This window comes from Kribbella sp. VKM Ac-2568 (genome assembly GCF_004345365.1).
Classification (GTDB): domain Bacteria; phylum Actinomycetota; class Actinomycetes; order Propionibacteriales; family Kribbellaceae; genus Kribbella; species Kribbella orskensis.
Genome location: NZ_SLVF01000020.1, coordinates 11,974 through 34,023, shown reverse-complemented (window position 1 = coordinate 34,023; position 22,050 = coordinate 11,974). Strand labels below are relative to the sequence as shown.

The 22,050-nt window shown below is 68.8% G+C and carries 25 protein-coding genes and 1 pseudogene; 7 read left to right on the top strand and 19 right to left on the bottom strand.

The genetic code is table 11. The annotated features are described in order from the left end of the window. Positions 1 to 4: 4 nt before the first annotated feature. Entirely contained in the window at positions 5 to 745 is a 741-nt protein-coding gene (locus EV648_RS39300) for an alanyl-tRNA editing protein (RefSeq protein WP_132301049.1), read from the top strand. 39 nt (positions 746 to 784) lie between these two features. Here EV648_RS39300 and EV648_RS39295 read toward each other — a convergent pair whose 3' ends face one another. Both EV648_RS39295 and EV648_RS39290 read right to left on the bottom strand, forming a co-directional pair. Then, positions 785 to 1,246 (bottom strand): VOC family protein, encoded by a 462-nt coding sequence (locus EV648_RS39295; protein ID WP_132301047.1) that lies wholly within the window; start codon positions 1,244 to 1,246, stop codon positions 785 to 787. Further along, the gene (locus EV648_RS39290; RefSeq protein ID WP_132301045.1) at positions 1,243 to 1,821 is read right to left on the bottom strand and encodes a DinB family protein; all 579 of its coding nucleotides are present in this window, start codon (positions 1,819 to 1,821) and stop codon (positions 1,243 to 1,245) included. Before EV648_RS39290 ends, EV648_RS39295 begins: the two co-directional genes overlap by 4 nt. A 62-nt stretch (positions 1,822 to 1,883) precedes the next feature. On the opposite strand from EV648_RS39290, the gene EV648_RS39285 reads away from it, so the two are divergent. After that, positions 1,884 to 2,864: a YafY family protein gene (locus EV648_RS39285; protein WP_132301043.1), complete on the top strand. Its 981-nt coding sequence runs from the start codon at positions 1,884 to 1,886 to the stop codon at positions 2,862 to 2,864. Between the two features lie 93 nt (positions 2,865 to 2,957). Then, the gene (locus tag EV648_RS39280; protein WP_132301041.1) at positions 2,958 to 3,710 is read left to right on the top strand and encodes an SDR family oxidoreductase; all 753 of its coding nucleotides are present in this window, start codon (positions 2,958 to 2,960) and stop codon (positions 3,708 to 3,710) included. A 19-nt stretch (positions 3,711 to 3,729) separates the two neighbouring features. Here the strand turns inward: EV648_RS39280 and EV648_RS39275 are convergent, their stop codons facing one another. The 11 genes from EV648_RS39275 to EV648_RS39225 all read right to left on the bottom strand — a co-directional run bounded on the left by EV648_RS39275 (position 3,730) and on the right by EV648_RS39225 (position 12,340). Next, positions 3,730 to 4,551, bottom strand: coding sequence for a nuclear transport factor 2 family protein (locus EV648_RS39275; protein WP_132301039.1), 822 nt, complete (start codon positions 4,549 to 4,551; stop codon positions 3,730 to 3,732). A gap of 48 nt (positions 4,552 to 4,599) precedes the next feature. Further along, complete coding sequence (locus tag EV648_RS39270) at positions 4,600 to 5,274, bottom strand: VOC family protein (RefSeq protein ID WP_132301037.1); 675 nt, start codon at positions 5,272 to 5,274, stop codon at positions 4,600 to 4,602. Positions 5,275 to 5,448: 174 nt separating this feature from the next. Next, positions 5,449 to 6,195, bottom strand: coding sequence for a hypothetical protein (locus EV648_RS39265; RefSeq protein WP_132301035.1), 747 nt, complete (start codon positions 6,193 to 6,195; stop codon positions 5,449 to 5,451). A 178-nt stretch (positions 6,196 to 6,373) separates the two neighbouring features. Continuing rightward, the gene (locus tag EV648_RS39260; protein WP_132301033.1) at positions 6,374 to 7,210 is read right to left on the bottom strand and encodes a class I SAM-dependent methyltransferase; all 837 of its coding nucleotides are present in this window, start codon (positions 7,208 to 7,210) and stop codon (positions 6,374 to 6,376) included. 30 nt (positions 7,211 to 7,240) lie between these two features. Next, entirely contained in the window at positions 7,241 to 7,681 is a 441-nt protein-coding gene (locus EV648_RS39255; protein WP_132301031.1) for a cupin domain-containing protein, read from the bottom strand. Positions 7,682 to 7,731: 50 nt separating this feature from the next. Further along, on the bottom strand, positions 7,732 to 8,487 hold the full coding sequence (locus tag EV648_RS39250) for an SDR family oxidoreductase (RefSeq protein ID WP_132301029.1): 756 nt from the start codon (positions 8,485 to 8,487) through the stop codon (positions 7,732 to 7,734). 48 nt (positions 8,488 to 8,535) lie between these two features. Then, positions 8,536 to 9,471 carry an alpha/beta fold hydrolase gene (locus EV648_RS39245; RefSeq protein ID WP_132301027.1) on the bottom strand — a complete coding sequence of 312 codons (936 nt, stop codon included), beginning with the start codon at positions 9,469 to 9,471 and terminating at the stop codon, positions 8,536 to 8,538. Positions 9,472 to 9,492: 21 nt separating this feature from the next. Then, positions 9,493 to 10,215 carry an alpha/beta fold hydrolase gene (locus EV648_RS39240; protein ID WP_132301025.1) on the bottom strand — a complete coding sequence of 241 codons (723 nt, stop codon included), beginning with the start codon at positions 10,213 to 10,215 and terminating at the stop codon, positions 9,493 to 9,495. Positions 10,216 to 10,332: 117 nt separating this feature from the next. Then, positions 10,333 to 10,482: a hypothetical protein gene (locus tag EV648_RS43545; protein WP_199235072.1), complete on the bottom strand. Its 150-nt coding sequence runs from the start codon at positions 10,480 to 10,482 to the stop codon at positions 10,333 to 10,335. A 187-nt stretch (positions 10,483 to 10,669) separates the two neighbouring features. Further along, positions 10,670 to 11,137: a hypothetical protein gene (locus tag EV648_RS39230; protein ID WP_132301023.1), complete on the bottom strand. Its 468-nt coding sequence runs from the start codon at positions 11,135 to 11,137 to the stop codon at positions 10,670 to 10,672. Between the two features lie 126 nt (positions 11,138 to 11,263). Continuing rightward, positions 11,264 to 12,340, bottom strand: coding sequence for a mandelate racemase/muconate lactonizing enzyme family protein (locus tag EV648_RS39225; RefSeq protein ID WP_132301021.1), 1,077 nt, complete (start codon positions 12,338 to 12,340; stop codon positions 11,264 to 11,266). 186 nt (positions 12,341 to 12,526) lie between these two features. Here EV648_RS39225 and EV648_RS39220 point away from each other — a divergent pair, with 186 nt between their 5' ends. Beyond that, entirely contained in the window at positions 12,527 to 15,301 is a 2,775-nt protein-coding gene (locus EV648_RS39220; protein ID WP_132301019.1) for an AAA family ATPase, read from the top strand. Positions 15,302 to 15,460: 159 nt separating this feature from the next. Then, entirely contained in the window at positions 15,461 to 16,768 is a 1,308-nt protein-coding gene (locus tag EV648_RS39215) for a peroxidase family protein (RefSeq protein ID WP_199235071.1), read from the top strand. Between the two features lie 35 nt (positions 16,769 to 16,803). On the opposite strand, the gene EV648_RS39210 is transcribed toward EV648_RS39215, so the two are convergent. The 3 genes from EV648_RS39210 to EV648_RS39200 all read right to left on the bottom strand — a co-directional run bounded on the left by EV648_RS39210 (position 16,804) and on the right by EV648_RS39200 (position 18,791). Further along, entirely contained in the window at positions 16,804 to 17,034 is a 231-nt protein-coding gene (locus EV648_RS39210; protein ID WP_132301015.1) for a hypothetical protein, read from the bottom strand. 101 nt (positions 17,035 to 17,135) lie between these two features. Continuing rightward, the gene (locus EV648_RS39205) at positions 17,136 to 17,960 is read right to left on the bottom strand and encodes an alpha/beta fold hydrolase (RefSeq protein ID WP_132301013.1); all 825 of its coding nucleotides are present in this window, start codon (positions 17,958 to 17,960) and stop codon (positions 17,136 to 17,138) included. 81 nt (positions 17,961 to 18,041) lie between these two features. Beyond that, positions 18,042 to 18,791: a MerR family transcriptional regulator gene (locus EV648_RS39200; RefSeq protein ID WP_158294191.1), complete on the bottom strand. Its 750-nt coding sequence runs from the start codon at positions 18,789 to 18,791 to the stop codon at positions 18,042 to 18,044. A 50-nt stretch (positions 18,792 to 18,841) separates the two neighbouring features. Here EV648_RS39200 and EV648_RS39195 point away from each other — a divergent pair. Then, a pseudogene (locus EV648_RS39195) lies at positions 18,842 to 19,510 on the top strand (ATP-binding cassette domain-containing protein); the annotation flags it as partial. A gap of 74 nt (positions 19,511 to 19,584) precedes the next feature. Here the strand turns inward: EV648_RS39195 and EV648_RS39190 are convergent. Beyond that, entirely contained in the window at positions 19,585 to 19,776 is a 192-nt protein-coding gene (locus EV648_RS39190; protein WP_132301009.1) for a hypothetical protein, read from the bottom strand. Beyond that, positions 19,773 to 20,150: a helix-turn-helix domain-containing protein gene (locus EV648_RS39185; protein WP_132195838.1), complete on the bottom strand. Its 378-nt coding sequence runs from the start codon at positions 20,148 to 20,150 to the stop codon at positions 19,773 to 19,775. Before EV648_RS39185 ends, EV648_RS39190 begins: the two co-directional genes overlap by 4 nt. A 69-nt stretch (positions 20,151 to 20,219) precedes the next feature. Between EV648_RS39185 and EV648_RS39180 the strand changes: the two genes are divergently transcribed. Continuing rightward, positions 20,220 to 20,933 (top strand): SDR family oxidoreductase, encoded by a 714-nt coding sequence (locus EV648_RS39180; protein ID WP_132301007.1) that lies wholly within the window; start codon positions 20,220 to 20,222, stop codon positions 20,931 to 20,933. A 117-nt stretch (positions 20,934 to 21,050) separates the two neighbouring features. On the opposite strand, the gene EV648_RS39175 is transcribed toward EV648_RS39180, so the two are convergent. Further along, positions 21,051 to 22,049: a Gfo/Idh/MocA family protein gene (locus tag EV648_RS39175; protein WP_132301005.1), complete on the bottom strand. Its 999-nt coding sequence runs from the start codon at positions 22,047 to 22,049 to the stop codon at positions 21,051 to 21,053. Between the last annotated feature and the right edge of the window lies 1 nt (position 22,050).

Below are 22,050 nucleotides of genomic sequence, written 5' to 3'. Positions count from 1 at the left end.
GACTATGAGTACCGCGCCGAATCGCCACGGACACACCCATCGGCTGGATCTCGAGGACGCCTCGATCAGGGACTGGGACGCGGTGGTCGTTGCCGTCGACCCCGATCGCGGCATCGTGCTCGACCGATCCGCCTTCTATCCCGGTGGAGGCGGCCAGCCGCCGGACGAGGGCGTCCTGCTCTGGGGCGGAGTGCGGACCCGCATCGTCGGGACGACCAAGGGCGACGACCTCTACCTGGTACCGCATCAGGCCGATCCCGTACCGCCGGCCGGGACCGCCGTCCGTGGCGCGCTCGACGACGAACGCCGGACGAATCTCATGCGGACCCACTCTGGTCTCCACGTCCTGACCGGGGTGGTCTTCCGCGACTTCGGCGCACTGGTGACCGGCGGGAACATGGAACCGCTGACCGCCCGGATGGACTTCGACCTGGCCGAGGTCCCGCCCGACTTCAGGGACCGCGTCGCCGAGGCCGTCAACCAGGAGATCCGCGAGGACCGCAGGATCACCGTGGACACGCTGCCGCGCGAAGAAGCCTTCGCCATCCCGGACATCATCCGCACCGCCACGAACCTGCTGCCGCCCGACATCGAGGTCGTCCGCATCGTCGACATCGTCGGCCTGGACACCCAGGCCGACGGCGGCACCCACGTGGCCTCCACCGCCATGATCGGCCGGATGGAGATCGTCAAGATGGAGAGCAAGGGCCGCGGTTTCCGCCGTCTCCGCGTCCGCTTCAGCTGACCAGTACGACCAGTTCCCCGCGACGACAGCCCGGCCGCGTCAGTCCAGGCAGAACTCGTTGCCCTCGGGGTCGGTCATCACGATGAAGCCGAGGCTCAGGGGAGGCTCGGGCTCGCTGCGACTCACCCGCTTCGCTCCCAGTCCGACGAGCCGGTCGCACTCAGCTTCGAGCGCCGCCATCCGCTCCTCCCCCTGCAGTCCGGGAGCCGCACGGACGTCGAGGTGGACGCGGTTCTTGGCGACCTTGTCCTCCGGCACCTGCTGGAAGAACAGCCGCGGACCGTCCCCGTCCGGGTCCTCGACGGCCGATCTCGTGTTGCGCTGGTCCTCCGGTACGCCGACCCGTTCGAGGAACTCGTCCCACGCGGCCAGCGGGTCCGCGCCCTCAGGCACGTCGACTCCGGGCGGTCCTGGATGGACGTAGCCCAGCACGTCGCGCCAGAAGGTCGACAGCGTCCGCGGGTCGCGGGCGTCGAAGGTGACCTGGATCTTGCGGCTCATCGAGTTGCTCCGTTCGTAGTGTGCAGGTAGAGGTCCCGCAGCAGGCAGACCTCCGACAGGTGGTGGATCAGTTCGCGGTGGATGTGCAGCACCAGGTCGGCCATCGGCGCCTCGGGGTAGGGCTCTTTCGCGCCGACCGGAACCCGGAGCTCGGCCTCATCGAGGGCGAGTACCCCGGCCATCCACACGTCGACCTGCGCCTCGAGCTGGTCGAGCGCGCCGGCCGCGGTACCGGCGTACTCCCAAGTGTCGTACGACGCCGCCGGTGCGCCGAAGTGCGACGCGTTGCGCGCGGCGAGCACGCCCACGATGACGTGACCGAGTCGCCAGGCAATCGTGGTGAAGGCCGCCGGGACCGGTTCCGGGATCGCGTAGTCCATCGTGAAGTCCCCGGCCCCGACCTGTACGGGCGCCGCCGACGTACCGCGCGGCCGCACGCTCCAAGCGTCCGGCACCGGCGACCAGAAATACTCGTCGTCGGTGAGGCCGTCGAGCCGGTCTCGAAGCTGGTGGTTCCAGTGGTGCTCCCACTGCTCGCGCAGTGTCCGGTTCCAGTCGATCTCGTCTGCATCCATGGACACACCCTGACATCCCAAGCGGACAGGATCGGTCCGCTATCTCTGGCAAGGTGGGTGACATGGACACCGCAAACGGTGACGAGCTCGGTACGACGGAGCGGGTGCTCACCCTGCTCGGGCTGCTGCAGCAACGCCAGGTGTGGACCGGCCCCGAACTCGCCGACCGACTCGGGGTCACGCCGCGCACGGTACGGCGTGATGTCGAGCGGCTGCGCATTCTCGGCTACCCGGTGCACGCCAGCCAGGGGGTCGGCGGCGGCTACCAACTCGGCCCGGGGCAGGACCTGCCGCCGCTGCTGCTCGACGACGAGGAGGCGATCGCGGTCGCGGTCTCGCTGCTCGCTGGGGCGGGTGGCGCGGTCGCCAACGCCGGCGACGCCGCAGTACGGGCGCTGACCAAGCTCGACCGGGTGCTGCCCACCCGGCTACGGCCCGAGGTGCGCGCGCTTTCCGGCTCGGTGGAGTCCTTCGGCGGAGGCCGTACGCCGGTCGACCCCGATGTGCTCATGACGCTGGCCAGAGCCTGCCGCGACGAGGTCGAGGCCGGCTTCGACTACCCGTCCGGGAGCGAGGTGCGACGGCGGCGGGTCGAGCCCTACCGCCTGGTGGCCTCCGACCGGCGGTGGTACCTCCTCGCCTACGACCTCGATCGCGACGACTGGCGCAGCTTCCGCGTCGACCGGATGACCGAGGTGTCGGCACGGACCTGGCACTTCCGCCCGCGGCCGGCGCCCGATGCGGCGGCGTACGTGCAGGAGAGCGTGGCGAGCCGGGTCTATCCGCACCAGGCGCGCTTCCTCGTGCACGCGTCGGCCGATGCGGTGCGCGCGCAGATACCGGCGTCGGCGGCCGTCGTACGACGGCGAGGGGACGACCGCTGCGAGGTGGTCAGCGGCGCCGGCAGCCTTGACTTCGTCCTCCTGCACGTGCTCCTACTGGGGCACGACTTCGAGGCACTCGACCCTCCGGAGCTCGGGGAGCGCTGTCGCGTGCTGGCCGAGAGACTCCGGTCGGCCGGAACCCGCGGGCCAGGGAGCTGACCCGGGCGGTCACAGGCGCGATGGCCCATCTGACGCACGATGGTGGGAGCAGAGGAGTCGAGCTCCTGGACACACCAATGAATGGAGGGAACGATGACGGAGGCGTCGGCACGTCGGAACACCGGTCGGCCACCCGAACTGCTCGGCCAGACGGTGGTGGTGATCGGGGGCAGCCTGGGCATCGGGCTGGAGACTGCCCGGCGCGCTCGCGAGGAGGGCGCCGCGGTGATCATCACCGCGCGCAACCCGGACCGCCTGGCGCAAGCAGGTCGTGAGCTGGGAGCCGATACCGCTGCTTTCGACGCGACCGACTTCGACCAGCTCAGTGCCTTCTTCGGCGAGCTCCCCACGCCGATCGACCACGTGCTGGTGACAGGACCCGGCCCGTACTACGCGCCGCTGGCGGAGATGGAGCTCGACCGGGTTCGCGACGATGTCGAGTCGCATCTCCTGCTCCCCCTGGCGATCGCCCGGAACGCCATCGGCAGGGTGCGCCCAGGTGGGACCCTGCTCTTCATGGGCGGCACAGGCGGCCGCAGTACGGCGCCGGGTATGTCGGTCATCGGCGCGCTGACCGCCGCGACGCCGGCCATGACGAGGAACCTCGCGCTCGAACTGGCGCCGATCCGGGTCAACCTGATCGCGGCCGGGTTCGTCGACACGCCACTGTCTGCCACGATCCTCGGCGACGAGCTCGACGCGCGCCTCGAGGAACTCCGGAAGACGCTCCCGATCGGACGGGTCGTCGGCCCCGAGGACATCGCCAACCTCGCCGTCCACCTGATGGCCAACACGGCCGTCACCGGCGCCACCTTCGACATCGACGGAGGCCAGCAACTCACCTGAGCCCGGCGCCGCCCTCAAGCTACAACGGTGGGTCGACGTCGTCGTAGATGCGGGCTGCGGCGAGCTTGCCGCTCGATCCTCGTGCGTAGACCGCGACGCCGGCCTGGGGTGGCAGGTCGGTCTTGCCCCACCGGGTGACGTTGTACTCCAGCGCGCACGTGTGGCCGTCGTCGACCACCGCGCAGTGCTCGAGCGGAATGCCGCCGCCGTTGGAGAACAGCTGCTCGTAGAACGCGCGGAGGTCGCGCGTGCCCGAGTGTCGATAAGGATCGCCCGCGGGTTCCCGAGCGTAGCCGTCAGCTTCGAAGGTGGAGACGATCGCGTCCACATCACCGGCCGCGAGGGCGCTCTGATAGTCGGCGATGACGCCTGAAGGGTGCACGGTCGAGTCGGCCTGCAGCAGCGGCGGACGGACGGCGTGGCGGCCGGTGACCGGCCACGAGCTGTAGTAGATCCGCAGCTCGGTCAGCCGGCCGTCGTGCGGATGGTCCGCGACGATCGCGAGCGGCAGAGCCACCGCTCCGCCGTCGATGTGCAGGACCACTTCCTCGAAGCCACGCGTTTCGAGGACGACATGGCCGCCGTCCTCGACCGAGACCTCGTGTTCCGCGAACCACACGTTCATCTCCGCGACGTACGCCTCGAACGCCTGCCTGCCCTGGATCCGGCCCCGGACGGGATGAAGCAGCAAGGGCTCACCGGCGAACGAATCCAGCAACGCGTCGAGCTCACCGGACAGCAATCCGTCGAAGAAGGGGACAGCCACCAGCTCGGCGCGGCGCCGCTTCTCCAGCAGTCGCTCCAGCGCCCGCGCGCTGAACAGATCAGGCACCCACGGCACGCCCCCGAGTGTATTCCCGCGCGCGGTCGCTGGGACAGCCGTACGTGATCAGGTCGGCAGTTCTGTGCCCGCCTGCTCGGCGACCATGTAGGCGGCGTACCACGCCGGCCACTGCTCGTCGGGCTCTCCGGTGAGCTTCTCGTGCTCGCCGTGGGCCAGCGCCGCACGGAGCAACGCGTCCATGAGGTCCTTCTCCGAGGCGTACGACGTCACGCCGGTGTCGATGCGGCCGGGGAGCCGGGTCGTGATCTCCTGCAGCAGCCACGTGTTGCCGTCCGGGTCGCTGAACGTGGCGAAGGAACCGTAGCTGGCCTGGTCGTCCGCCCGGCCGCTGCCACGACCGGTGCCGTCCGCCTGGAACTGAGCGCCCGGCGACTCGGGGTGGAACACCTCACTGACAGCGGCACCGTGGGCGACGAGGTCCTCGCGCGCGGCCTCGATGTCGGAGACGACGAGGTAGAGGCCCTGGGCCGAACCGGGCGTGGCCGAGGTGATGTTCGAACCGAACTGGACCGAGGCCGGCGAGCCCGGCGAGGTGTACTGGACGACCCGGAAGCCGTTGTCGAAAGCGAAGTCGGCGTCGAGCCTCCAGCCGAGGTTGCCGTAGAACGTCTTCGCCCGGTCGACATCCGTCACCGGGATGACGATGGCCTCGAGCTTCAGGTCGACGGTGCCGGCGGTCGGGTCATTGGTAGAAGCTGTGCTGGCTTCGGCGGTGCTCATTGATTGCCTCCTGGTCGGGTCGCTGTCGAGCACAAGCTTGTCGCCTTCACCGCGGCCTCGCACCAGTGCGACACCCTGGTCAGTCCCTGGAGCCTCCGTCGGCCAGGTCATCGCCGCCGGGAGAGTCGGATGACCAGGTACCGGGCGCTCGTCTTCCGCTGCGCCCGTTTCTGATCACGGGCGATGCCAGCTGCTCAGCTTGTCCGGGTTCAGTACGACCCACACAGCAGTGACCTCGTGCCCAACGACGGTCAGGCTGACCACGGCGATCGCCTGGCCCGCCCGACGCAGCGCCAGGCCCATCCGGCCGTTGACGGGCTCGACGGCCAGAGCAAGGCTCTGCGGACCGGTCAGCAGAGCTGAGACGAACCGGGCGGCCTCACTTGCTCCCTGCACCGGACTCAGCGGAGCTCGCACCTTGCCGCCACCATCGCTGACCACGATGGCGTCAGCGGCCAGGATCGTCTCCAACGTCGCGGTGTCTCCCCGCTCGCATGCCGCGGCGAACCGCTGCACGACCCGGGCATGCCTCCTGAGCATCGCCTGGGTGGATCTCCGTAGATGGCGACGACCGTCCTCCAGCCCGGTATCCACCTGCGCCACCTGAGCGAGTAGCGGGGAGTGAACCAGGCTGGCACGCTCCGACTGCACCGCGGGCGCGGTCACCACCGGAGATTCCACGGCACTGAGGGAACCGAGCAGCTCGAGGCACACCGATCCTGCCGTCCTGGTGAGCCAAGCTCGCGGTACGGCGAGGGCGCGCTCGTCGTCGTCGAGGGCGTACCAGCGGCGATAGGTCTCCTGGACTATCCGGTCGGCCGTGGTGGCAGAGTCGAAGATCCACAACCCGATCTCGAGCAGGTGCTGCCGTTCGTCGAGCAACTCCACGAGCGACTCGACGGCAGGCCGCGTCTCAGCCATGGTGGGCGGTTCTCGCCCGTCCGCCGGCCACCAGGGTCGTCCGCACGATGTCCTCTGTTCTCTAGGTAGTGCCAGCTAAGACCAGACAACCCTCCCGGTTGTGACGTCTTTCCGGTGCGATTTTCCGACGGATCAGCGTGCGGTCGCAATTCTCGCCGAGTACTGCGATCCACCGCCGTCAGCTGCGAAGTTCGGGTTCGACGTACTCGAAGATCGGGCCGGCGCTAGTGCCGTCTCCGCTGTCGAAGGACGTATTAGGTGCTGGGCGGCTGACCGCGTGGATCAGCTGCATCGAGACTTGTCCGGTGGCGAGCAGGCGGCTGAGGCGCTCGCCTTGGCGGGCGGCCAGTGTGTAGGCGCGCGCCGACTGATGTCTCGCGGCGATGACCGCGTTGACCTGTTCCACTCGCCGTGACCAGGACAACGGAGCGGCATCCGGGCGGCCGGTCTGCTCGAGCAGCGTGAAACCAGTACGGTCGAGGAGCCCGGCGAGCTCGTCCTGGGTCGGGAAGTGGTTGCCCTCAGGACCCGGAAGACTCTGGGGGCTTCCGGCAACGACCACCAGGAGGCCCAGCGAGGCGCCAGGGGTCAGCACTCGATGGATCTCGCCGAGCAGCGCGGCCTTGTCCTTGACAGTGCACAGGACACCCAGGCACCAGGCGGCATCGACAGAGCCCGTCCGCAACGGAATCCGTGCTCCGTCGGCGGCGATGACCGGCAGTCCGAAGAGCCGTGCGGCGGCCCGGCCCGCGGCCTGCATCGGCTCCAGCAGAACGGGCCGTACTCCGAACCGCTCGGCCGCCCAGGCCGCCGGACCGCCGGCACCCGCACCGACGTCCAGCAACCTGGTCCCGGCCGACAGCTCGCAGGCCTCGGCCAGCCAGGCCAGCGCAGCCGGGCTCGCGCTGCCACGACAGGCGGCCGGTATCGCGTACCGGACGCCGAGCTCCTCGACGGCGTCGGCGGTCCAGCCCGCGACATCGTCGAACTCGGCAACCATCGCCGCTGCGGTCACGACAGAACTCCCGTCTGGTCCGGGTACTGGTCAGGCGGGCCGGGGTACGCGGCGGTCCTTGCGCTGGGCAAGCTCTTCGTCGTCCACCAGCACGAGCATCGGCTGGTCCGGCTGACACAGCATCGTCACCGTGAAGCGCAGCTTGGTGTCATCGCGGTTGTTCCCGTCCTGGTAGTGAATGAGGTCGCCACCTGGTTCCCAGAACGCCTCGCCGGCCCGAACGACCCGCGGGGCCTCGCCTTCGAGCTCGAACAACATCTCGCCTTCGACCACGTAGCCGAAGGCCGGACCGCCGGGGTGCCGGTGGGGCGGCGCACCCGGGTCGCCCGGCGGGTACTCGATGACCACGGTCATCGCGTGGGATCCAGGCGTGACGGTGGGCGGCTCCACCTCCTGCAGCACGGTCAGCGCCGTCTGCCAGGCGGTTGATCTCGGCGGCTGCTCGGCAGCGACCGGTTCGGTTTCGGGCATGGCTTACCTCCAGGGCGAGTCGGGGTGGGATGGCGAGGCGAGCGAGTGGTCTACGAGTCCGCGGCCGCGCGGCCCGACCAGGTGGTGTAGCTGATCTCACCGAGGATCGCGTCGCCGTCCGGGACGAGGGCACTCTCAGCGGGTGAGATTCCGTAGTACATGGCGTCGGGGTCGGTCACGACCGCGCGGCTGTCGTTGCCGGCAGCAAGCACCTGCCGGAAGAACTCGTCCATCCGGAAGCGGTCCGGACCCGCGACCTCGACCTGGCCGTTCAGCGGCGCGGCGACCGCGACCCGGCCGACGGCCTGGGCGACCTCTTCGCCGGCGATGGGCTGGAAGAACACGTGGGCCAGATGGACCTCGCCGTCCTGGGTGGCGGCGTCCGCGATGCTCGCCACGAACTCGAAGAACTGAGTGGCGCGCACGATCGAGTAAGGGATCGAGGAGCTCTCGATCAGCTTCTCCTGTGCGAGCTTCGCCCGGAAGTATCCGCTCTCGAGGAGCTGCTCGGTGCCGACGACCGACAGCGCGACGTGGTGGCCGACTCCCGCCTCGGACTCCGCGGCGAGCAGGTTGCGGGTGGAGGTCTCGAAGAACTCCAGTACCGCGGCGTCCTCCCAGTTCGGTGAGTTCGAGACATCGATCACCACGGAGGCCCCGGCGAGAGCGTCCGCAAGCCCTTCACCCGTGATGGTGTTGACTCCTCTGTTCGGCGACGCCGCTACCGCCTCATGACCGTGCTCGCCGAGCTTCGTCACGAGCTTCGATCCGATCAGGCCGGTACCGCCGATAACCACGATCTTCATTGCAAACCTTCCTCACATCCGGGGCACGAGTTGCCGTCCGGTCAGCAGCTAAGACAGGACAGCCCCACGACCTGTGACAGCCAGCTCGAACACCTCGGCGACAGCCCGCACGAATGCGGCAGGTGCTTCACGAGGAAGGTTGTGACCGGCGTTCGGCACCTGATGGTGGGCCCGCGGACCGACGAAGTGTGCGGCGCTGGAACTGCCGTCGGTGGCGGGAAAGTTGCCATCGGCCGAGCCGTCCAGCGTCACAGCCGGGACCACGATCGCGGGCGCGGTGGCGAGTACGCGTTCATGCTCCGCGTAGGCGGCCGAACCGGCGGCATGTCCTAGGCGGTGACGGTAGGAGTGGATCACGACGTCGACGTAGTCAGGGTTCGCGAAGGCCTCCGCCGCCAGGTCCAGGTCGGCGTCCTCGAAGGCCCACTGAGGTGAGTTGCGTCGCCAGATCACCTCGGCGATCTCCCGCCGGTTCGCGGTCAGGCCGGCGTGACCACGATCGGTGAGGAAGTAGAAGAAGTACCAGAAGCCGGCCTCCAGCTCCGGGCGGATCGGATTCATCGCGGTACTGATGTCCTGGATCAGGTAGCTGTTCACTGAGACCAGCCCGGTGACGCGGTCGGGCCAGAGCGCGGCGGCTACGCAGGCGGCCCGGCCACCCCAGTCGTAGCCGGCCAGCACCGCCGCGGGAATGCCGAGAGCATCCAGCAGGTCGACCACGTCCTTCCCGAGCGCGGCCTGCTGCCCGGATCTCGGCGTCTCCGGATCGAGGAACCGAGTCGGCCCGTGTCCCCGCAGGTACGGGACGATCACCCGGTAGCCGGAATCGGCCAGTCGGGGAGCCACCTCGACATAGCTGTGGATGTCGTAGGGGAATCCATGGAGGAGGAGCACCGGAGGTCCGCCGGCGGGACCGACCTCGTAGTACGCCACATCGAGGATCTCTGTGGTGACGTGCATCAGCGGTTCAAGGCGTTTGCTCATGGTGCTCCCCCTCCCTGTTGGTCACTTGGAGACAGCCTCGACGGCGTCGAGGATGGATGCGGCGACAGGACCGGGCTGTGACACGCTCAACGCGTGCGAGCCGCCCGCCACCTCTCGGGTGCCCCGGGAGCCGGCGCGTTCGGCGAAGAACCGGTGAGCGGCGAACGGGATGTTCAAATCCTGGTCGCTGATCACGAACCACGACGGGAGGTTCTTCCAGGCCGGCCTGGCGGTAGGGAGCCCGTCGGTGAGTGCGGCTTCCGTGACCGGTCGCTGCGTGGCGGCCATCAGTGCGGCCTGTTCGGCGGAGACATCGGCGGCGAACTGGTGGTGGAACGCCTCCGGCCTGATGACGAACTCGTTGCCGCCGGTGGACACCGGGTAGGCGGCGAGGGCCTCGCCCAGAGTGCTACCGGGGAACTTGCCCGACAACTCCAGGGCGCTCTCGCCCTGCTCGGGCGCGAACGCGTCGACGTACACGAGACCGACCACCAACTCGTTGGCCGCGGCCGCCTCGGTGATCACAATGCCTCCGTAGGAGTGCCCGACCAGCACGACAGGCCGGCCGATCCCCGCGATCACGTCGCGCACATAGGCCGCGTCACCGGCGACGCTGCGCAACGGGTTGGCGACCGCGACGGCCTCGATCGACTTCGCCTGCAACTGCTCGATGACGCCGTTCCAGCTCGCGGACTCCGCGAACGCCCCGTGCACGAGGACAACGACGGGCTTCTGCTCAGTCATAGGTTCCTGCTTTCTGCTGTGGTGGGGATCAGTTGGTGCCGAGTGCCTTGCGAAGGGCGTGGACCGCCTGCACCATCGCGCCGGTGGTCGCGGCGGTCTCGCGGACGGGGTTGAGCATCATGAAGCCATGCCCTTGGCAGTGAGGTACGGGCCGTCGGCGAACTCGCGGTAGCTGTCGGTGTCCTGGCCCGCGTCGGTGACCGGGTAATACTGTGAGGTCGCGTCGGCGATTTCTTGCGCCGCGGCCTCGAGGATGTGCGTGGTCACTGGTGCTTCCTTCCGTTAGGCGGTTGCTACGGAGAAAGACAGGACAGCCACCTCTCTTGTGACGTCGGTCCATGTGACGGCATCGGTTCGACGCGCTGTCACAAATCTGCCCTGTTCCCGGTCCGCCAAGGATCGAGGAAGGGGCCTGGGGCAAGCAGATGGTCACCGCCTGGCGCGGCTCGGGCGGCTAGGCGGGATCGGGCGGCGTGGCTCCGTTGTTGCGGGCTTCGATGGCCCTGACGGTGTTTCCGAACGCCTTTCCCAGCACGCGGCTGCCGGCGAGCCCGACCACGGCCCCCAGCAGGCGCCCCTTCGCGTTCTTGCCTTCGCGGACGACGACCGCGTCGATGTCGGTCCGGCCGTCGGGTCGCGGCGTCAAGGTGTAGGTGTGGCCCGACCTGCCGCCCCAGATGTTGGAGTCGGTGGTGGTGAGAACGATGTGGTTCGGGTCGGTCCAGTCGTAGTCCAGGCGTTCCCAGATGCCGCCCGAGCCCTCGGTGACGTCGGCGTGACCGGGACTCTGGTCGTGCACTTTGAGGTACTTGTCCGCGCTGTTGCCGAAGATCTTCGAGCGGCCCGGGCCGAAGTCGGTGAGCCCGGCGATGAACTGCTCAGGCGTCGAGGTGGTCGTTTCTTTGACATGGATCGTGGCCATCTGGGTTTCCGTTTCTCGAGGAGTTGCGCTTGCTACCACTCTGCAGCCCCGGACGACCCGTTTCACCTGTGGAGGCCCTGGTCAGCCGCCTGGTTACTCCTGCCACCCCCGTGCGGACTCAGGGCACTAGGTGAGCGGCAGGCCGAAGCCCGGGCGGTCGGGGACGGTCAGCTCGCCGTCCCGCCAGAGGTATCCGCTGGTGTCCACACCGATCGTCTCACCGGGAACGCCCTCGACTGTGTCCACGTGGCCCAGTCCGGCGGCGAGCTGAGCCGCGTACAGAGTCTTGAGGGGCAGGCCCCAGGCATGCGGTGACGCGTGGGCGCCGAGCTCGGCGATCCTCGGCATGACCGAGCGCCAACTCGTCAGCCCGAACGAGACCACGTCCATCAGTAGGACGTCGATGTCTCCGCGGCCGGCGATCTTCAGCAAGGTCTCCACCTCAGGATCGCTCTCCCCCTCGGCGATCAGCGTCGCCGACCCGGCGTCGCGCAGGTGACTCCGCAGCCGGGCGAGGTCGGCCGCGTCGTCGAGGAACGGCTCCTCCACCCAGTAGAGCCCGCAGTCGGTGACCGCCCGTAGGTACTCGATGAACCCGGCGCAGTCATAGCCGTCGTTGGCGTCCACGAGGATCCGGTGCTCTGGATAGGCCCTCCGGACCGCCCTGGTCACCTCGATGTCCCTGGCGCCGCCGGCGGCGCGGTCCATCCACCGGTTGCCGCGACCTATCTTCAGCTTGAACGCCCGGTACCCGGCCGCGTCGTCGGCGGCACAGTCGGCCAGTACGGCGGGCACTCCGCGCGGGCCGTCGTCCGGATCGAGATCGGCGAAGTAGATCGCTCCGTCGTAGCACGGGACAGTGCTCCGACCGTGTCCCCCGAGCAACGTGTGGACGGGTAGGTCCTCGATCTGGCCGACCAGGTCATGCAACGCAAAGTCCAGACCTCGCAGCGCTTCGTGACGTACGCCGCTGCCGGGATCGATCAGGTCGGCCACCGACCGTCCGGTCACCTGTTCGGCCGGGACGGGACCGGCGACCAGTCCCCAGCCGACCCTGCCGGTGTCGGTACGGATGACCACGATGTCGGAGTCGCCGCCACTACCATGGCTCCCGAGACGAGCGTTCCGACCGACCGTCCGGGGATAGCGGGTGCGGATGGTCGAGAGCTCTACGCTGCGGATGTAATGGCGATCCAATGACATCTGTTCTCCTCCTGCTACCGGAGCGCGCGGTCCCCCACCGCGGCTCCAACCGACTACTGACCGATCGCTCCCGATCATGCTCAGTCCGGTGAGTCTCACACTCCGAGAGATCGGGTGGCGCATTCGTGTCCGGCGGGTGGGCCACGCTGTCGCGGACCGGCGAAGAGCTCTAATCTCGTTGGAGAGATGACGATTGGTGGCGGGGCGCAGCTTCGCGGTCGGCGAGCGGAGTGCGCGCGGCTGGACCGTCTGGTGGCCGACGTGCGCTCGGGCCGGGGTCAGGTCCTGATCGTCCGCGGTGAGGCAGGTATCGGAAAGTCCGCTCTGCTCGACTACCTGGTCGGACAGGCCGACGGCATCCGGGTTGCCCGCGCGGCTGGGTTCGAGTCCGAGATGGAACTCCCTTTCGCCGGCCTGCACCAGTTGTGCGCTCCGATGCTCGACCTCGGCGATCGCCTGCCGCGACTGCAGCGCGAGGCGCTTGCGGTCGCGTTCGCCGAGAGTGTCGGGGGCCCGCCGGACAGGTTCCTGATCGGCGTGGCGGCGCTGAGTCTGCTGGCGGAGGCGTCCGGCCGGCAGCCGCTGCTGTGCGTCATCGACGATGCGCAGTGGCTGGACCAGGCTTCGGCGCAGACACTGGCCTTCGTCGGCCGGCGTCTGTTCGCCGAGCGCATCGCCATGGTTTTCGCCGTCCGGGAGCCCGCGGCCGGTCCCCAGTGGCGAGGTTTCCAGGATCTGGTCGTCGGCGGCCTGGCGGACGAGCATGCCGGGGCCCTGCTCGATGCCGTGGTCCCCGGGCGGCTCGACGTCCACATCAGGGACCGGATCGTGGCGGAGACACGCGGCAATCCGCTGGCGCTGCTGGAGCTACCGCGGGGACTGACGACGGTCCAGCTGGCGGATGGGTTCGAGCGGCCGGCCACCCGACCGCTGGCAAGCCAGATCGAGCAGAACTTCGCGCAACGGGTGCAGTCGCTCCCGCCGCAGACGCAGCGGTTGTTGCTGACCGCCGCGGCCGAGTCGGTCGGCGACGTACCGCTCCTGCTCCGTGCTCTCACGATCCTGGGTGTCCCGGTCAGCGCGGCAGCACCTGCCGAAGCGGCCGGCCTGATCGAACTCGGTGCACGAGTCCGGTTCCGGCATCCCCTGGTGCGGTCGGCGACGTATCGAACGAAGGCCTCGGCCGACCGCCGCGAAGTACACCTGGCCCTCGCCGAGGCGATCGATCCGGGCCTCGATCCCGACCGGCGCGCCTGGCATCGCGCCCACGGAGCCGACGGTCCGGATGAGGACGTCGCCGGCGAGCTGGTCAGCTCCGCCGACCGGGCACAACGCCGCGGCGGTGTCGCGGCCACGGCGGCCTTCCTCCAGCGGGCGACCGAGCTCACCCCGGACCCGGCCGAGCGGGCTGCCCGCGCCCTGGCCGCCGCCCGGGCCACCCTCCACGCCGGCGCTTTCGACACCGCACTGAGACTGCTCGTCACCGCCGACGAGGGGCCGGCGGACCCCCTGCACCGGGCCCACGTGAATCTCCTGCGCGCGCAGATCGCGTTCGCCTCCGGTCACAGCGTGGAAGGCGCTCACCTGCTCCTGGACGCAGCCCGCCGGCTCGAACCGCTCGACCTCGAACTCGCCCGCGACACTTACCTCGACGCGATCGCGGCCTCGATGTTCGCCGGGCGCCTCGCCCCCAGTTCCCCGCAGACCGAAGTGGCGCGAGCAGCCCGTGCGGCCCCGCAGCCGAAGACACCTCGCAAGCACGATCTACTGCTGGAAACCGTGGCTGTGCTCTTCACCGACGGCTATCCGGCGGCGGTACCCCTGGCCAAGAAGGCGCTCCGGCGGTTCTCGGACGAGGAGCTGGCGGAGCAGAGCGATCTGCGCTGGCTCTGGCTGGCATCGCGCACCGCCGTCGATCTGTGGGACGACGAGAACTGGGACGTCCTCACCGCGCGGCACCTCAGGATCGCCCGCGAGCTGGGCGATCTCACCGAGCTCCCGCTGGTGATGAACTCCCGGGTCCTGCTGGATCTGTTCGCCGGAGAGTTCGCGACGGCATCCTCGCTGGTCGGGGAGATCCGGACGATCGCGGAGGCGACCGGGATCGGCCTGGCACCGTACGGCGCCATCGCCGTTGCCGTCTGGCGTGGCAATCCGGACGAGGCCGGCCCTCTGATCGCCGCGACCATCGACGACGTCACGGCGCGGGGCGAAGGCGCTGGGTTGTCCTTCACCCACTGGGCGAACTCCGTGCTCATGATCAGCCTCTCCAGGTACCAGGAGGCGCTGGCGGCGGCCAGAGCCGCCATCGTGGATCCGAAAGACTTCGGTGTCGCCGACTGGGCGCTGCCAGAGCTGGTCGAGGCGGCAGCGCGGAGCGGGCGGCCCGAGCTGGCGGCTGACGGCTTCGACCGGCTGACCGAGATGGCGCAGGCCAGCGGCACGGACTGGGCGCTAGGCCAGCTCGCTCGCTCGAGAGCCCTGCTGGCGACCGGCCCGGCGGCCGAGTCCGAGTATCTGGAGGCCATCGAACGACTCGGCCGGACGCGCATCCGGATGGATCTCGCCCGGGCGCACCTGGTCTATGGCGAGTGGCTCCGCCGGGAGGGTCGGCGCCAGGATGCCCGCGGCGAGCTGCGGACGGCGTACGACATCCTCTCCGCGGCTGGTGCCGACGCGTTCGCCGACCGCGCGCGCCGTGAGCTCGCCGCCACCGGTGAGGTCATCGACGAGCGCGCACGCCGGGCCGGTGACAGCTTGACCGCGCAGGAGGCACAGATCGCCGAGCTCGCCGGCGCCGGCCTGACGAATGCCCAGATCGGAGCCCAGATGTTCCTCAGCCAGCACACGGTCGAGTGGCATCTGCGCAAGGTCTTCACCAAGCTGGGCATCACCTCCCGACGGCAGCTCCGCCCACCGGCCGCCGAGGCCGCGCCGGCCGATCCCGGTCTCACCGGCTAGGAGGACCTGTCACAAACCGCGTGGTTACCCGGTCCTAGCAGGTGCATCCCCAGTCTCACCGGAGGTCATTCAGTGCCAGAAGCGTCAACCACGGCCCCGCGACACTCGCATGGCAGCCACCCTGCCGCGCGTGACCATTGCCTCAGCGCCGTACGGGCTGTGGACCGGCCGACCGGGGCGGCCCGCTACGGGCGCATGTTCCCGGGGCTGGACCCGCTGGGCACGGATCCCGGACTGCTGATGCGTGCCGGCGGCGACGGCGGTATCTGCGACGCCGCCGCGGTCCTGGACGAGGTAGCCGCCGGCGACGACGCCACCGAGGCCGCCGGCTGGCCGTTCTTCGGCCAGTTGATCGCCCACGACATCACCGCCGATCGCTCGCCCATCGCCGGCGGCGTCAGTTCCGAGGCGCTGCGCAACGCCCGCGTGCCGAAGCTCAACCTGGAGATCGTCTATTCCGACGGCCCGATCGGCTCGCCGTACCTGTTCGACCTCGCCGACCCGGCGAAGTTCCTGCTCGGCCCCGACGGCGGCGACGTACCGCGCAACCAGCAGGGAGTGGCCCTGATCGGCGACCCCCGCAACGACGTGCACCTGTTCTCGCTGACACTGCACGTCGCCCTGCTGCACGCGCACAACCGCATCGTCGACCTGCTGCGCGAGAAGGGGGTGTCCGAGCCCGAGGTCTTCGACCGGGCCCGGATCACCCTCACCTGGCACTACCAGTGGATCGTGGTCCACGACTTCCTGCCCCGGCTGGTCGGGGCTCCTCTGACGGAGCAGGTGCTCACCGAGGGCGGCCGCTGGTACGCGCCGGGGCCGTTGGAGGCGTACATCCCGCTGGAGTTCGCCGACGCGGCGTACCGCTACGGCCACGGCCAGATCCGGCACACCTACCGACTGGTCGAGGGCGGTCCGGCCGTGCCGCTCTTCCCCGACCTGGTCGGGTTCGGCCCACTGTCCGCTGACCGGCGCCTGGATCTCACACAGGTTTTCGATGTGCCCGGACACCCGCCCGCGCAGCGCGCCAAACGGCTCGACGGCCGGCTCGCCGCCAGCCTCATCGGACTTCCCGAGCAGGTCACCGGCGCGGTCGACAACAACTCCTACCGCTCCCTGGCGGTCCGCGACCTGCTGCGCGGCGAGACCACCGGGCTGCCCAGCGGTGAGGCGATCGCCCGGCTCGTCGGCGCGGCGCCGCTGACCTCCGACGAACTGGAACAGGCCTGGCCGCACGGCACCCCGCTTTGGTTCTACATCCTCAAGGAGTCCGAGCACCGCGGTGGCGGAGACCGGCTGGGCCCGGTCGGCGGCCAGATCGTGGCAGAGGTCCTGATCGGGCTGCTCCGCGCCGACCCGGCGAGCTACCTGAGCCTGGAATCGGACTGGGAGCCGACCCTGCCCGCGGCCGGACCCGCCTTCGGCCTGGCAGACCTGCTGGCTATGACGCCTGCTGTGGCCCGCTGACCAACGCTTCTTGAATTCCGATGGCCCGGCGCCGCTCAGCAGTTGCTGCTTGGTCCCCACGTGCTGGTCGAAGCCGTCCTGTGCGGGAACGCCTGGGCCCGGCCGTCGACCGTCGACACGTCGTCGAGCGGTACGTCCAGCCGGGCCAGCGCCCGGTTCGCCCCGTCCGCCTGGATCTCGGCGAAGCGCGCATGCTGATCCCACACGTCAGGATTCGGCGACACCTTGATGAAATCCGGCGTGGGGAAGCTTGCCCCGGTGATCACCACGAACACCCCTTCGAACGACTCGGCCAGCGGGGACCAGTGTCCCGTGCCAAAGGGTTCGTCAGGGCTGGATACAGCCGGTCAGGACTGGAGCCTGCCTGTCAGGACTGGAAGAAGGCGAGCAGGTCGGCGTTGACGGCGTCAGCCTGGGTGGTCGGCATGCCGTGCGGGAAGTCCTTGTAGGTCTTGAGGGTCCCGTTCGCCAGGAGCTCCGCCGATCGGGGGCCTGCTGCGATGTAAGGCACGATCTGGTCGTCCTCACTGTGGATCACCAGCACCGGGATGGTGATCTTCTTCAGGTCTTCGGTGAAATCGGTCTGGGAGAAGGCGACGATGCCGTCGTAGTGGGCCTTCGCGCCGCCCATCATGCCCTGGCGCCACCAGTTCGCGATGATCGCCTCGGACGACTCGACGCCCGGCCGGTTGTACCCGTAGAACGGCCCGGTCGGCAACGCGCGGTAGAACTCCGAGCGGTTCGCGGCCAGTTGTGCCTGCAGATCGTCGAAGACCTCCTTCGGCAGGCCGTCCGGGTTGGCGTCGGTCTTCAGCATCAGCGGTGGCACCGCGCTGATCAGCGCGGCTTTGACGGCCCGGCTCTCGCCGTGCCGGGCCAGGTAGTGAGTGACCTCCCCGCCACCGGTCGAGTGGCCGACGTGGATGGCCTCGTGCAGGTCGAGATGCTCGACGACAGCAGCCAGGTCGTCCGCGTAGTGGTCCATGTCGTGGCCGTCGGCGGTCTGCGTGGACCGGCCGTGACCACGACGGTCATGAGCGACGACGCGATACCCCTGCTGCAGGAAGAACAGCATCTGGTTGTCCCAGTCGTCGGCCGATAGCGGCCATCCGTGACTGAAGACGATCGGCTGGCCGCTTCCCCAATCCTTGAAGAAGATCTCGATGCCGTCGCTGGTCGTGATCGTTCCCATTCCGTGCCTCCGTTTGATCGGTGTGGGGCGGCCCAGAGTGTCTTGGCCAGCCTAACGATTTCGACCGGCGTCGGGCAGTGCCTAATCCAGGTAGTTGCGCAAGGCGCTGGTGGCGGTGATGCATAACCAGGTCGTCTGGTTCAGTGTCTCGAGCCGTTCGTCGAGGGCGTGCCGGATCTGGTCGGGGCGGCCACCGGCCAGCTCGTCGAGGACCTGGCGGATCGCGTCGAAGCGGTAGCCGACATCTCGGAGCAGAGCGATCACATTGAGCCGGCCGAGTTGCTCGGCGTCGTACAGGCGGTATTCGGTCGACGGCTCACGTGTGGGGTGGAGCAGTCCCTGACGTTCCCAGAAGCGCACGGCGGAAGGTCTCACGCCGACGGTCCTTGCGGCTGCCTTGATTCGGACCGCCGCTCGGCCGCGCGCCTGCGAGACCTGCCTGGATCGGCGCAGTACCGCGTCGGTGGCCTCGAGGGCCGCGGCGATCCGGATGCGTTGGCTGTCGAGTGCCGCATGCCGCGAGTTGACGAGGGCAAAGGCGGTCGGGCGATCGCCGAGATGAACGGCGCGCATGACCTCGAGGGCGCCCTGCCAGCCGTAGCCGTCGATCAAGATCCTCGAGACCCGGAGTGCCTCGACGTGGTCGGCCGAGTAGCGGCGGTAACCGTTGGCCCGACGCTCTGCCGCCGGCAGGAAGCCGACCCGCTCGTACGTGCGGATCTGGGTGACGCCGAGGCCGGCCATCCGGGCCAGGTCGATCGGCCGCAGCTGCGTCCGGGGGTTTGACCTACGGCGCAGGCTTTTGGCAGCGCCTGAAGCGTCATCTGGCACAAGCGATCTCCCTAACCCTTCAGCTTGCATGAAGCTCCTAGTTTGAGCCTATGAGGACAGATGGGGTCACCGACAGTGAGTCCGGACCAGTTGTTTCGGTGCGACGACTCGGTATGACGTACCGCGCGCCGGTGCGGGAGGCAGGGCTGCGGGCGGCGTGGCGTTCGGCGGTGAAACGCGAGTACCGGGAGATCGAAGCGGTAGCCGAGGTGTCCTTCGATCTCCATGCCGGCGAGGTCGTCGGGTTCATCGGTCCCAATGGCGCAGGGAAGACCACGACGATGAAGATCCTGTCCGGCATCTTGCATCCGACTGTCGGTGAAGCCCGGGTGCTCGGCTTTGTGCCCTGGCGACGGCAGCACGACTACCTCAAGAAGATCGCCCTCGTCCGAGGCAGCCAACCTATCGGTGGTCCCGCCGAACTGACGGTGATGGACTCCTTGCGCTACCAACAGCTTCTGTACGAGGTATCGCACGCCGACTTCCGCGCCAACGTCGCCGAACTGGTCGGCATGCTCGGCCTCGAGTCGTTGCTGGACCGGCAGGTGCGCGCCCTGAGTCTGGGCGAACGGATGCGGGCCGGGCTCGCCACGACCCTGGTGTACCGGCCGAAGGTGCTGTTCCTGGACGAGCCGACGCTCGGACTCGACGTGTCCGCGGCGGCCGCGCTACGCCGATTCGTCGCGGACTACGCGGTCCGAACCGGCGCGACGGTTCTGCTCACCAGCCACTACATGGCCGATGTGGCGTCGTTGTGCCGGCGAGTGATCCTGATCGATCGGAGCCGGGTCCGCTACGACGGTGACCTGAACTCGCTGGCCACCCCCGTGTCGCCGTACAAGCTGATCAAGCTCCATTGGCGGACGTCGGCTTCGAGTTCGGTGATGCTGCGGTGGGCGGAGCGGCGGAGTCTGCGGTTGGTGAGTTCGGCGAACCAGCGTTCGACCAGGTTGAGCCGCGCGCCCAGCATGACTCGCCCATTCACACCGTGTCGGCGTACGTCTGGTCCTCGTGACGGGCCCGGGCGGCTTCGATGTCGGGGACGTGTTGTTCGGCCCAGAGTCGTACGGCGCGGAGCGGGACCAGGAGGGAGCGTCCTAGTGGTGTCAGGGCGTATTCGACATGTGGCGGGTTTTCGGCGTACTCGTGCCGGCTGATCAGGCCGTCGACTTCGAGGGAGCGGAGGGTCTCGGTCAGGACCTTCGGGGTGATGCCTTGGATGTGTGCTTTGAGGTCGGTGAAGCGGCGGGGGCCGTCGGCGAGGGCGTTGACGACGAACACGGTCCAGCGGGCGCCGATGCGGTGGAGCACGGTTCGGCTCGGACAGGTCGCCGCCATCACGTTGTACGCCTTGCCCATGGGTGCTCCCAGTTCCGTTGAAGATACCGGTATCAAATCCATACCGTGAGATCCATCCTACGAGAGGGAGTGACGAAAGTGGAACGGATCCTGGTCATCGGCGGTGCACGGGCGCTGGGGGCGGCAGTCGCGCGGCGTGCGGTGAACGACGGGTACGAGGTGGTGATCGGTGCACGTGATCTGGCTGCCGCCGAGGCGCTGGCGGCCGGGATCGACGCGACCGCGGTGCGAATCGATCTGCAGGACGAGACGACGATGGCCGCCGCGGCCACGCGGCTCACGGATGGGATCGACCACATCGTGACGACCGGTTCGGCGCCGCACGACGTTCGGGCTGTCGAACTGGATCACGACAAGCTGATCGCCGCGTTCACGGCGAAGGTGATCGGACCGATGCTGGTCGCCAAGCACTTCGCGCCGGTGCTGCGGCCGAACGGGTCGATCGTGTTGTTCTCCGGGGTCGTCGGGTGGCGGCCGGGACCAGGCTCGCTGGTCAAGGGGGTGACCAACGGTGCGGTCGAGTACGTCGCTCGCCATCTCGCGGCGGACCTCGCCCCGGTGCGGGTCAACGCCATCTCGCCCGGTGTCGTCGACTCGGGTGCCTGGGACCGGTTGGGCGACGGCAAGGCCGGCTTGCTGAGCAAGAGTGCCGCTGGAACGCTGGTCGGACGGTACGGCGAGTCCGACGACGTCGTCGACACGGTGATGTGGCTACTCCGCGCGGGCTTCATCTCCGGCGAGACAGTCCACCTTGAGGGCGGCGCCCGCCACAAGACCTCCTGATGTCACGCGAGCCCGTCAGCTGCTGAGCACCTTCGAGTTCGCGAGTGCCTGGTGTCGTGAGTCGGCAATTCGCCGGCAGGATGCGGCGAGGGTGTCGAGGATCTGGTCGGCGGGACACTAGGTCTGGAGGACAGGGGCGATGGTCTTCGTCCGCGCGCCTTCATAGGCGGCCAGGAGGATCCCGAGTACTGCGATGCCCTCCTCGTCCGTATGCAGCGGACGGGTCTTGTTGATCAGGGAATCGGCGAAGTGACCGACCTCGGCGACGAAGGTGTCGACCGGCTCCAGGTCGAAGGTGTCGGTCTCACCGGACCGGAGCTGGTAGGTCAGCGAGTTGCCGTTGCTGTGCAGGGATCCGAGCTCCCCGACGACAGAGAAGCGCTCGGTGACGGCGGCGGGCTGGTAGGCCCAGCTGGTCACGAGCTGGCCGACGACGCCGTTGTCGAACCTGATCAGCACCTGCGCGGAATCCTCGCCCTCCATGAACTTCAGCCGGTGGGTCGACAACATCGCCGTGGCCTCGACCGGGGAGCCGCCGGCGAGGTGCAGCATCAGGTACGTCGGGTGGTACCCGGTGTCGATCAGCTCGCCACCACCGCTCGTCTTGCTGCTCGCGCGCCAGCCCATGTTGGCCGGATCGAAGTTGTTGTAGAAACTGTCGGTGGTCCGGACCTCGTAGACGGCGCCGATGGTTCCGGCGTCCAGCAACTCCTTCGCCTTGGCCACGGCCGGCAGGAACAGCTGGTTGTGCGCGCACATGAGCGTCACGTCGTTGGTCCGCACTGCCGCCCGGACGTCCGCCGCTTCGTCCGCGGTGAGGCAGAGCGGCTTCTCGCACAAGATGTGCTTGCCGGCCTGGGCAGCGGCGACGATCGCGTCCCTGTGCAGGTGGTGGGGCAGGCAGATGTCGACCGCGTCGAGGTCCTCGGCTTCGAGCATAGTGTGATAGTCGGTGTACGGCGTGGCGCCCAGCTCGCCGCCGCGGTCCACCGCCGTCTGCTCCACTGCGTCGGCCACGGCGGTGATGCCGATCCTCTCGGCGTGCTCCCGATAGCCACGGATGTGGGCGGCCGCGATGCCACCACCCCCGATGAGCCCGACCTTGATCTGAGGCATA

Bases quoted from the DNA above. Each gene is read 5' to 3' on its own strand.
- EV648_RS39300 (WP_132301049.1), top strand. From the start codon at position 5: ATGAGTACCGCGCCGAATCGCCACGGACACACCCATCGGCTGGATCTC.
- EV648_RS39295 (WP_132301047.1), bottom strand. From the start codon at position 1,246: ATGAGCCGCAAGATCCAGGTCACCTTCGACGCCCGCGACCCGCGGACG.
- EV648_RS39290 (WP_132301045.1), bottom strand. From the start codon at position 1,821: ATGGATGCAGACGAGATCGACTGGAACCGGACACTGCGCGAGCAGTGG.
- EV648_RS39285 (WP_132301043.1), top strand. From the start codon at position 1,884: ATGGACACCGCAAACGGTGACGAGCTCGGTACGACGGAGCGGGTGCTC.
- EV648_RS39280 (WP_132301041.1), top strand. From the start codon at position 2,958: ATGACGGAGGCGTCGGCACGTCGGAACACCGGTCGGCCACCCGAACTG.
- EV648_RS39270 (WP_132301037.1), bottom strand. From the start codon at position 5,274: ATGAGCACCGCCGAAGCCAGCACAGCTTCTACCAATGACCCGACCGCC.
- EV648_RS39265 (WP_132301035.1), bottom strand. From the start codon at position 6,195: ATGGCTGAGACGCGGCCTGCCGTCGAGTCGCTCGTGGAGTTGCTCGAC.
- EV648_RS39255 (WP_132301031.1), bottom strand. From the start codon at position 7,681: ATGCCCGAAACCGAACCGGTCGCTGCCGAGCAGCCGCCGAGATCAACC.
- EV648_RS39250 (WP_132301029.1), bottom strand. From the start codon at position 8,487: ATGAAGATCGTGGTTATCGGCGGTACCGGCCTGATCGGATCGAAGCTC.
- EV648_RS39245 (WP_132301027.1), bottom strand. From the start codon at position 9,471: ATGAGCAAACGCCTTGAACCGCTGATGCACGTCACCACAGAGATCCTC.
- EV648_RS39240 (WP_132301025.1), bottom strand. From the start codon at position 10,215: ATGACTGAGCAGAAGCCCGTCGTTGTCCTCGTGCACGGGGCGTTCGCG.
- EV648_RS39230 (WP_132301023.1), bottom strand. From the start codon at position 11,137: ATGGCCACGATCCATGTCAAAGAAACGACCACCTCGACGCCTGAGCAG.
- EV648_RS39225 (WP_132301021.1), bottom strand. From the start codon at position 12,340: ATGTCATTGGATCGCCATTACATCCGCAGCGTAGAGCTCTCGACCATC.
- EV648_RS39220 (WP_132301019.1), top strand. From the start codon at position 12,527: ATGACGATTGGTGGCGGGGCGCAGCTTCGCGGTCGGCGAGCGGAGTGC.
- EV648_RS39205 (WP_132301013.1), bottom strand. From the start codon at position 17,960: ATGGGAACGATCACGACCAGCGACGGCATCGAGATCTTCTTCAAGGAT.
- EV648_RS39185 (WP_132195838.1), bottom strand. From the start codon at position 20,150: ATGGGCAAGGCGTACAACGTGATGGCGGCGACCTGTCCGAGCCGAACC.
- EV648_RS39175 (WP_132301005.1), bottom strand. From the start codon at position 22,049: ATGCCTCAGATCAAGGTCGGGCTCATCGGGGGTGGTGGCATCGCGGCC.